This window comes from Sphingomonas bacterium (genome assembly GCF_028292945.1).
Lineage (GTDB): Bacteria > Pseudomonadota > Alphaproteobacteria > Sphingomonadales > Sphingomonadaceae > Sphingomonas.
In genome coordinates this window covers 1-10,875 of record NZ_JAQGLJ010000026.1, presented here as the reverse complement: position 1 = coordinate 10,875, position 10,875 = coordinate 1, and the positions used below count along the sequence as shown (strand labels likewise).

The 10,875-nt window shown below is 66.3% G+C and carries 4 protein-coding genes; 3 read left to right on the top strand and 1 reads right to left on the bottom strand.

What is annotated here, in order from left to right; genetic code table 11:
* On the bottom strand, nucleotides 1–6,141 hold a 6,141-nt coding region (locus tag JWN21_RS03430), incomplete at its 3' end, for a Calx-beta domain-containing protein (RefSeq protein WP_299646250.1).
* A gap of 106 nt (nucleotides 6,142–6,247) precedes the next feature.
* Here JWN21_RS03430 and JWN21_RS03425 point away from each other — a divergent pair.
* The 3 genes from JWN21_RS03425 to JWN21_RS03415 form a co-directional block, all read left to right on the top strand.
* A complete protein-coding gene (locus JWN21_RS03425) occupies nucleotides 6,248–6,745 on the top strand; it encodes a cupin domain-containing protein (RefSeq protein ID WP_299646248.1) in 498 nt (165 codons plus the stop codon).
* 49 nt (nucleotides 6,746–6,794) lie between these two features.
* Complete coding sequence (locus tag JWN21_RS03420) at nucleotides 6,795–9,965, top strand: PAS domain S-box protein (protein WP_299646246.1); 3,171 nt, start codon at nucleotides 6,795–6,797, stop codon at nucleotides 9,963–9,965.
* An 8-nt stretch (nucleotides 9,966–9,973) separates the two neighbouring features.
* A partial coding sequence (locus JWN21_RS03415) for an alpha-amylase family glycosyl hydrolase (protein WP_299646244.1) occupies nucleotides 9,974–10,875 on the top strand: 902 nt, incomplete at its 3' end.

The window sequence follows — 10,875 nt, the reverse complement described above, 5'->3', positions numbered from 1 at the left end:
CTGGAACCTCAGCTCGCCGGCAGTGCCGCTGAACGTGTTCGAGCCGATGAAGCTGAACGCCTGATCACCGTCGATCAGGACATTCGCATCGATCCGCGACAGGTCGATGACGTCGCCGGCGTTGAAGTCCTGGATACCGTCGCGCTCGGTCGAGTTGCTGTCCTCCAGGCTGTCGTATCGGAACACATCATTGCCCCCGTTCCCGTACAACGTGTCACCGCGCCGTCCGCCGACCAAAAGGTCCGCGCCCGCACCGCCTTGCAGGACATCGGTTCCGGCGCCGCCGAACAGGTTGAAGGTGCCGTCCGATTCCGCCGAGCCGTTGAAGCTCATCGTCTCGTCGGATTGCAGGCCGGCGCCATTGACCGTCAACTTCTGGCCCGAAGCGACATTGCCGTCGTCGCTGGTCACGCTGTAACTATAGCGTTCGCCCGACACGAAGAAGCGCGTGTCGGCCGCGCTCATCAGCGTCAGCGTCTCGATGCTGGTCAGCGTGTCGGCCGTGAAGGTTGCCGTGTAATCGCCGCGTAGCACCATGATGTCCGCGCCCAGGCCGCCGGTCAGGCGATCGCCGGCATTAAAGCGGCCGTCGGCCATGAAGAAGACGTCAGCGCCCGCTCCGCCGGTCAGAAGATCGGCGCCTGCACCGGCATAGATCAGGAACGTCCCGTCGGTTTCTGCCGAACCGTCGAAGGTGAGGTCCTCGCCCATGAGCAAGGTCGCTGCATTGACGATCAGCTGCTGGCCAGCGGCGACGTTGGCCTCAACCGATACGACGTCATAATCGTAAAGGTTCGTTCCGATCTCGCCGAACCGGGTGTCCGAGCCGGTCAGGATGGAGAGTGTCTCGACATTGACCAAATTGCCCACACCCAGCGTCAGGCCGTACGAATAGTCGCCCTGCAGCGCGACGATATCCCGCCCGCCGCCGCCATCGATCAGATCGTCTGCCGTCAATGCCTGCCCGAAGTAGAAGGCGTCGTTGCCTTCGCCCCCAGTGACCTCGTCGTCGCCACCCTGTTCCAGCCGGAAGAAGTCGTCGCCGGGTGTGCCGCTCAGCTTCTCATCCAAGCTGCGGAAGTCGAACGAAGCGACGGCGGGGTCGTGGTCCGACAGGGCCGGGCTTGCATTCGCGCCGGTGCCGAAGCTGCTGTAGCCGGTGCTGACGTGGACCACGTCATAGCCCGCGACCCCGCTGAGCAGGGGGTTGACGATGACATGGTCCAGCGTCTGACTGCGGCCGTCAAAGGTGTAGCTGTAGCGCTCCGCCTCCGTCAGCTCCGTGACTCCGAGGTTGTCGAAGCGAGCACCGCCAACCCGCGCCGTGCCGTCCGGCAGGACATGGCCGGTGGCGACCTCCAGCGGGCGATAGAAGTAGAAGTCGTTGTAATCGCCGCCGCTGACGACGCCCGCGCCCGATGCGCTGCCCTCGATGAGGTTGAGCATCGTGTAGAGGTCGTTCGCAACGGCGTTGCGCTGCGCGAAATCGCTGTTCGCGGGCTGACCGGTCTCGAGCCTCTGGTTGAACTGCCAGAACGTGCCCGAGCCCCCCTTGGAGGGGAAATGGTTCGCGGCCACGAACACGTCCTGGCCATGGAAGGTGAACTGGGCGAGCAGCGACTTGCGCGTCCCCGACCAATCGGTCGCGCTAATCTCGCCGGCGATCATGTCGTCGGAGAAGGTGATTCGGTCTCCCGCATCGCGGACGGCGTCGCCGATCCGGTCGGTGAACTGGCGGCGCTCGGCGATCGTCGCGTCGGCTGCGAGGTCGCCCAACTGGACGCGGTTGGTGTCATAGAGGAAGCCGACGCGGATGTTGCCGTTCGGCTCGCCACCCTCGGCGTTGTTGACCGGCTCCTGGTCGACCCACTGGTAGGCCGCGCCCGGTACCGCCGCGTTGAGCGCGTCGATCAGCATCTGCCAGCCCAACGAAGCGTCGGCCGTGCCGGTGCCCGCGCCGTTGTTGTCCTGCATCTCTTCTATGATGACGATGTCCGGAGAGTTCAGGTTGCTGGCGATCACCCCAGCCAGCGCGGCGAAACGGGCTGCGCCGTCGCCGGGATCGAGATTCTCGACGTTGAAGGTGGCGACGGTCAGCGCGCGATCGTCATTGCCGAACGTCGTCGTCTCCTGTGCCGGCACCGTGTCCTGATAAGCGCCTGCGTCGATGCTCGTGACGAACAGCTTGCGGTCGGTGAAATCGAACTCGATGATCCCGGTGACGTCGCCCAGGCCGTCGCCCATCGACATCTTCTCGAGCTGACCGGCAGGGTAGGGGTTTGCGAAACCGGAGAAGTCGAGCTCGACGATGTCCGGGTTGGTGTCGCCGTCATGGACATGGCGACCGCCGAAGATAGTACCGTCGTCCGCATCCGTCGTGTCCGGCGGCGAGAGCGGCGGATCGCCGGCGATGGTGTAGCCGCCGCGCGAGTTGATCTGGCCGGCGTCGGCGTGGACGCGCGAATATGCCTGGAAGATTGGGTCTCCGCCCGACGTCGAGACAAAGCCGTCGGCTGCCACCATGTCCGGGATCGTGACCAGCATCCCCTCGACCGTCTCGAAGTACGACAGCGCGTAGCGGTTGGCGTCGAACGTATCGCCGGCGTCATCGGCCGAATCGGTTAGATCAGGCGTGACGGCGGTCAGGATCGAGTTCGGGATCGGGCGGCTGGCGTCCAGCACGAGAGTCGGGAGCGGGCTGTTGCTGGGACCGTTGATCGTAAAGCCGGTCATGTTGACCAGCACCGTCCGCGGCAGGTTCTGGAACACCTGATATTCCATGACCTGCGCGCTCAGGGTCACCAGGTCGCCGACCTGCACGCCGGGCGCGGCGGTCACGAGATCGCTGCCAGCGCCGGCATCGTTGCGAGCCATCACGAAGATGCCCTCGGACGTCAGCGGGTCCACATCCCAGTCGCTGAACTGCTCAGTGAGGTAGAAACCCTGACGAGGGCCGTCGCCGTCGACAGCGGTGACCACCGCCTGGATCGTGACGACCGTCGTCGAGGCGATGTTGAAGCCGTTCTTGCCTTCGGCGGCGAGGATCGGACTGTAATAGGACGAACCCTGGATCTGGCTGATCAGGAGCGGGTCGTCGGAAACGATGGTGCCGGTGCCGGTCGCGTCGGCGAGGATGGCGAAGCCGGTGGGGTTGGACAGCTGGACGGAGAACGTCTCGCTGAACTCGCTTTGCGTATCGCCATTGACGATGACGGCGACCGTCTTGCTGTTCTCGCCCGCCGCGAAGCTCAGCGTGCCAGACGTGCCGACATAGTCGCTGCCCGCGCTCGCGGCGCCGTCAGCTGTAGCGTAATCAACGGTGAACGCATCGGCACCGCCGGTGCGCGTGACCGTGAACGAGAACACCGTCGTGCCGGCATCGCCCTCCGCCTGGGTGACGTCGCTGATCGCGACTAACGGCGGGGTGCCATCGTCGTTGACGATCGTGCCCGTCGCGATCGCGTCGGCGAACGTGGCCCCCGTCGCGTTGGCGAGGGTGACCGTGAAGCTCTCGTCGGCCTCGGGATTGGCGTCGGTGAGCAGGTCCAGCGTGATCGTCTTGCTGGCTTCGCCGGCGGCGAAGCTGACCTGGCCGGTCAGTGGCTGCGCGACGGCAAAGTCGCCGACGCTCGCACCGAAGCTCCCGCTGCCCGGGGTCACCGCATAGTCCGCCGTCGAGGCGCCCGAGGTGTCGCCGGCGCGGGTGACGGTGAAGACGACCGCACTGGTTCCGCCCGTGCCCTCATAGGCGGCGGTGTCGGCGATCGACAGCGTAGCGCCGGCCGACGTGCTCGACACGACGATGTCGTCGATTCCGACCCACTCGTCGCTGCCGCCCGCGTTGGTGGTGAGGATGCGGATCTCGAGGGCTGCGGCATTGTCCGCGCCCGCCGGGAGGACGACGTCCAGTGCCGTCACCTGCGTCGCACTGGACGCGGTCGTCACGTCGGCGAAATACCCTCCGGGGACGTTGGTCCAGCCAGCGGTCGAGCTGGTGCGGTATTGGACGTTGATCTGCTGCGTGGCGTTGTCCGCGCCGCCGTCGAGGTCACGCAAATTCGCTTGCAGCCGCACGGCGCTGCGACCGGTCGAGTCCATATGAAGGACAATGCTTGGAGCGTCCGCGGTGCCCGAACCCTGGATGCCAATCGTTGGGTTGGCGATCTGGAACTCCGCGACGCCGCCAGAGGTGCTGCTGGTGTTTGCCTGGTTGGCGATGACGTCGACCGCGCCCGGTGCCGGTCCGGTGACGGTCGTGGCGTTGAGGTCGCCCGGCGTTGCGGGGTCGATGTCGCCCAGATAGCCGACGATGAACGGCACGCCGCTCCAATCGTCATTGGCGGTGATCAGCCCGGTGTTGCTCCAATCCTGCGAGAAATCGCCCGAGGCGAGCGAGAAGTAGGCACCGCCAGCGCCGTCATTGTCGGTGATCGTGGCGGTGCCGCTCAGGTCGCCCAGCGTTGCGCCGCTGGGGTTGGCGAGCGTCAGCGTGAACGCCTCGCTGCTTTCGGTGCGGGTGTCGCCAATGACGGGCACGGCGACGGTCTTCGAGGTCTCGCCCGCGGCGAAGCTGACCTGACCGCTGGTCGCTACATAATCGGAAGCCGCAAGCGCGGTGCCGTTCGCGGTCGTGTAATCGACCGTGACCGCGCCGGTCGGCGCGAACGACAGGCTGACCGTGAAGCTGATATAGCTGACGCCGCTATTGCCCTCGGTAATCGCCGCATCACCGACCGAGACGACGGGGATCGGTGGCTGGTCGTTGTTGACGATCGTGCCGGTGCCCTGGCCGTCGCCGACCGTGGCGTTGATGACGTTGGTGACGTTGACGAGGAACAGTTCGTCCGGCTCGACGGCGGTGTCGCCGTTGACGGTGACATCGAACGTGTAGCTGGTCAGGCCTGCGGCGATGGTCTGGCCGGTCAGCGTGCGACCGACATAGTCGCTGTCCGCCGCCGTCGCGCTGTCGTCGGCCGTCGCGATGTCGAAGGTGACTCCGCCCGTCGGTGCCGCCTGGCTGAGGCTGACGGTGAAGGTGTAAATGGCCGTGCCGGCATCGCCCTCCGTCCTCGAGATGTTGTCGATCGACAGGATGGGCGTGTCATCATTGGTGATGTTGCCGGTCGCGGTCGAGTTGGCGCCGATGGTCGCGGTGACCGTGCCGTCGCTGTTGCTGGCGCTGGTGAGCGTCAGCTGAAAGGCTTCGTCGGCCTCGATATCCACGTCGCCGTTGACGTTGACCGTGACGGTCGCGCTGGCCTGCCCGGCCGCTATCGAACCGCTGAAGGTGGTCGGGGAAACCCCGCCGGCGAAGTCGGCCGCGTCGGTGGTCCCGCCCGCGATGGTGCCGGAGAAGTCGAGTGTCCCGGTCGTTCCCCCCGTGCGCGTGACGGTGAAGGTGTAGGCCGTCAGGCCGGCATTGCCCTCTGCCTGGGTTACCGAAACGGGATTGAAGACCACGGACTGGCTCTCGCCGCTCGCGGCGGTGACCGGCGTCAGCGAGAAGTCGTCGATGGCGAGGCCGTCGTCGGCGCCGCTGGAGTTGAGGTCGTTCCAGCGGATCCAGAAGGTCGCTCCGGGAGCGATGCCGAGCCCGGTGATCGTGTGGTTGATCACGGTGCGGTTCGCCGCGGCATTGCCGTCGAGCGCCCCGCCCGTGGTCGCCGTCTTGATCGGATTGGTGAAGTCAAGCGCGTCGACGTCGGTCCAGGTGCCCGTCGTGAGGCTGCTCGCGCTGGTCGAATACTGAAAATCGAGCCGGTCGTCGCGCGCTGCGGCTGTGTTCGAGATGCGCCACTGCTCGCCGGTGTATGTGATGACCAACTCTGTGATGGTCTGGCCCGTATCGTTGGTGAACTGGGCGCCGTAGGTCGCGATCAGGGTGCCGCTCTGGACTGAGCCGAGCGCACGGTCGGTGCTTCCGGCGCCGCCGTAGCTGAATGTGTCGCCGCTGTTGGCAGCGCCGGTGTCAGCGGCATATTGCTCGTTGTCCCGAGTGCCGCCGCCGGTCTCGTTGAGGAACCAGCCGGGCAGCGGCTGCGGATCGGTGTTCAGATTGTTGGTCGTGCTTCCCGCCGTGTTCGCGAGCCCGTCGAAATTCTGGCTGTAGGTTACCCCGTTTGCGAGCGAGATTGCGGCCATGATGATGTGCTCCGTACCGACACTACTGGCTGTTACCTTGAGCGCTCAGTCATGGTTTATGACTCGTTGATTGCAAAAGGGAAATTGTCACCGGGCGCAACATCCTGTGGATAACTCGCTCGGCACGATGAACCCGAACCCTGCGCTGTGCCGTTATGCCCTGTGGATCAATCAGGAGTGCAGACGGATGACGTTCTTCAACAAGGATATGGCGAAGCTCGCAGGCGAGAACGACTTTTTCCAGAAGGAGGTCTACCTCGACAAGCGCGTGCAGGTGGTGCTGATGAGCCTCGCGCCCGGCGAGGAGATCGGGATGGAGACGCACCGCGCCGATCAGGCGACCTTCTTCGTCAAGGGCACGGGGCAGGCGATCGTCGACGGGGCGAAGTCCAATGTGTCGGCCGACCACATGATCGTCATCCCGCAGGGCGCCGAACACAACATCATCAACAAGGGTTCCGAGCCGCTCAAGCTGTTCTCCGTCTATGCGCCGCCTGCCGAGCCGCACGGCATCGCCGCAAAGACCAAGGCGGACGCGGAAGAGATCGAGAAGGGTTGGCTCGCCAAGGCGGCGGACGCCGTCAAGGAAGCCGTGTCGGGATAGGTGCTGGACAGCGGTGGTCTGATTGTATCATGGCCACCGCGTGGCATCTATGACGGAGCCCCACGCGCCGCAGGCGGCCGCGATCGACGATTTCGCGATGATCGCGGACGCCGCGCCTGCTCTGATGTGGGTCACGCGGATCGATGGGTCGCGCGCCTTCGTCAACCGGGCATATTGCATGTTTGCGGGCATGAGCAGGGCGGAGGCGCTGGCGAGCCACTGGCGCGATAGTGTCCATCCGGACGATATCGCATCAGTCGCGGCCGAGACGCAGGCCGGCGTAGGCGAGTGCCGCACCTTTGGGATCGACGCGCGCTATCGTAACGCGGCCGGCGAGTGGCGCTGGCTCCAATCCGTCTCGCAGCCGCGCTTCGACGCGAAGGGCGCGCTGATCGGCTATGTCGGCGTCGCGCTCGATGTAACGGCGGCGAAGACTGCCGAACTTGAATTGCGCCAGCGGGAGCGACAGCTGTCGGCGATGGTCGAGGGGACCACCGCCGGCTTGGCACAGGTCGATCTGCAGGGTCGCTTCACGACGGTGAACGATCGCTTCTGCGAGATCGTCGGGCGCACGCGGGACCAGATGCTGGGTATCACCGGGCGTTCGATCACCCACGCCGACGACATCGCGCACAATGACGAGCTGTTCCACTATGCGATGGCGGGCGGCAGCGCGTTTTCCGCCGACAAGCGTTACCTGCGGCCCGACGGCACGGCGGTGTGGGTCAACAACTCGGTCACGACAGTGCGCGACGAAGCGGGTGCACCCGCCAGCTTCATAGCGTTCGTGCTCGACATCAGTGCCCGCCGGGCGGCGGAAGAGGCGCTGCGCGACAACGAGGCGCGGCTTCAATTTCTCGACGCGCTCGGCAAGGCAACCGCGACCGCGACGGAAGCGGACGAGGTGCTGGCCGTCACTACCCGCATGTTGGGCAAGCACCTGAACGCGTCCGACTGCGCTTATGCCGACGTCGCGGACGACGGCGACACTTTCCACATCCGCGGCGACTGGAACGCGCCGGGCGCGCCATCGATCGTCGGCACCTATAGCCTCGCCGCCTTCGGGCCTGAGGCGGTGGCGGACATGTATGCCGGCCGTCCTTTGATCATCACGGACGTGACCGACATCGAGAGCGACGGCGCGGCGACCTTTCGTGCGATCGGCATCAACGCGACAATCTGCATGCCGTTCATCAAGGGCGACCGCTTTGCCGCGATGATGGCGGTCCACTCGTTGGTGCCGCGCATCTGGACCGCGGCCGAGCTGAGCCTGGTCCGCGAGGTGACCGAGCGGTCCTGGGCGCACGTCGAGCGCGTTCGCACGGAGGCTGCGTTGCGCGACAGCGAGCGGCAGCTGCGGCTGGCGGTCGAGGGTGCGAAAATCGGCACCTGGGATCAGGATCTGCGCGCGGGACGCGCGCGCTGGTCGCCGCGCGCGGCCGAAATCATGGGCGTGCCGCATGGAGTTCCGCTCAGCGAGCAGCAGCGCGTGGCGTTGATCCACCCCGACGACCGCGACCGCATCGCCAAGGGAACTGCGCGGCTGGCGCGCGGCGGCACCGACTTCGCGATCGAGCATCGCATCCTGCGCCCAGACGGCGCGGTGCGCTGGGTCTCTTCGCATGGCGTGGTGCTGCGCGACGACGCGGGTGTGCCGGTGCGCGCGATCGGCACGGTGCGCGACGTGACCGAGCGACGCGAGGCGCAGGAGGCGTTGTCCGCGCTCAACCAGACACTGGAGCAACAGGTCGCCGAGCGCACCGCAGAGCGCGATCGGATGTGGCGGCTTTCGGGCGATCTGCTGCTGGTGATCGACACCCGTCGACGCATCCGCGCGGCCAATCCTGCGGTGGAGACGCTGGGCTACACCGCCGCGGACGTGATCGGGCGCAGGTTGACGGGTTTTCTCCACCCCGATGACCTGCCCGGCGCAATAGCCGCGATGCAGACGGCCGCTACTCGCCCGGTAGGCGCTTTCGTGGCCCGGGTGCGGCCTGCGGACGGAGGCTGGCGGCATTACGCCTGGAGCGCAGCACCGGGCGACGGCGAGGCCTATGTAATCGGGCGCGACGTCACCGCCGAGGTCGAACGTCGCGGGGAACTCGACCTGGCGCGTGAAGCGCTGCGGCAGTCGCAGAAGGTCGAGTCGCTGGGCCAGCTGACCGGCGGGGTCGCGCACGACTTCAACAACTTGCTGACTCCCATCATCGGCAATCTCGATCTGCTCGGACGGCGGGCCGCCAAGGAGCCGGACGGCGACGAGCGGCAGGCGAGGCTGATCCAATCGGCGCTGGAGGCGGCGGAGCGCGCGCGGACCCTGGTGCAGCGACTGCTCGCCTTTGCCCGACGCCAGCCGTTGCAGCCCGGCCCGGTAGGCCTTGCAACGCTGCTCGCGGACATGTCGTCGCTGGTGGCCAGCACCGTAGGCCCCGAAGTAGAGCTGGTGATTGATGTCGCCCCGGACCTGCCACCCGCGCTGGCAGACCCCAATCAGCTGGAACTCGCGATCCTGAACTTGGCGGTCAACGCGCGTGACGCGATGCGCGATGGCGGCCGGCTGCTGCTGACGGCCTGTTTGGCGGATCGGGCCGCGAGCGCCGCGGCGGGACTGAGCGGCGCGTTTCTGAGTCTCGCAGTTGCCGACACCGGCATGGGCATGGATGCGGCCACCGCAGCGCGGGCGATCGAGCCGTTCTTCTCCACCAAGGGGGTCGGCAAGGGCACGGGGCTTGGCCTGTCGATGGTTCACGGTCTCGCCGCGCAGCTGGGCGGCGGAATGGCACTGACCAGCGCACCCGGAGAGGGCACGCGCGTCGAACTGCTGCTGCCAATCGCGACGGGCAGGGCAGTGGAGGTGCCCGCTCCGTTGCCACCCGTCCACGCGCTGAATGGCTGCGTGCTGCTGGTGGACGACGAACTGCCGGTGCGCGACGCCACCGCCGCGATGCTCGCCAGCCTCGGGCTGCAGGTCGTCGTCGCCGCCAGCGCCGAAGAGGCGCAAGAGTTGCTCGACGGCGTGGACTATCTCGTCACCGATCACCTCATGCCGGGCATGAAAGGCGCCGAACTCGCCCGGCTGGCACGCGCACGGGTGCCGGGCGTTCGGATCCTGGTCATCTCCGGCTATGCCGCGCTCGACGAGATCCCGCCCGACGTGCCGCGTCTGGCGAAGCCGTTCCGAGTGGAGGAACTGGCGGCGAGCCTCGGCGCGCTTGGGTGAAAGGGGCGATGAAGACGCGCTGGTGGCAGCACGGCGTCATCTATCAGATCTACCCACGCTCGTTTCGGGACGGCAACGGCGACGGCGTTGGCGACCTTGCCGGGATCGAATCGCGCATCGAGTACCTTGCGAGCCTGGGCGTCGATGGGATCTGGCTGTCACCGATATGCCCCTCGCCGATGACCGATTTCGGCTATGACGTCGCGGATTACTGCGACGTGGATCCGCTGTTCGGCACGCTCGCCGATCTCGACCGGCTGATCGCGAAGCTCCACGCGGCAGGGCTCAAGCTGCTGCTCGATTTCGTCCCCAACCACAGTTCGGACCAGCATCCGTGGTTCGTGGAAAGCCGCGTGTCGCGCGACAGCCCGAAGCGCGACTGGTACATCTGGCGTGACCCCGCACCCAATGGCGGCCCGCCCAACAACTGGATCAGCGACTTCGGCGGCTCGGCCTGGGACTGGGACGAAGCGACGGGGCAATATTATCTCCATGCCTTTCTAAAGCAGCAGCCCGACCTGAACTGGCGGAATCCCGACCTGAAGCGCGCCATGCTCGACGTGATGCGCTTCTGGCTTGATCGCGGGGTGGATGGGTTCCGCATCGACGTGCTGTGGCACATCGTCAAAGCCGAAGGGCTGCCCGACAACCCGCTCAATACCGCGTGGCGAGTTGGCGAAAACGAGCGCGACCGCGTAGTTCAGCTCCATTCGACTGATCAGCCTGAGGCGCACGCGATCGCCGCCGAGATGCGCGCCCTGGCGGACGAGTACGAAGATCGCGTCCTGATCGGCGAGATATTCCTCCCCAATGATCGCCTGGCGCGCTGGTTCGGAACACCGGCTCGCCCGCAGGTGCATCTGCCCTTCAACTTCGCGCTGCTGGAGAACCCGTGGCGCGCCGATGTGCT

Bases quoted from the DNA above. Each gene is read 5' to 3' on its own strand.
- JWN21_RS03420 (WP_299646246.1), top strand. From the start codon at position 6,795: ATGACGGAGCCCCACGCGCCGCAGGCGGCCGCGATCGACGATTTCGCG.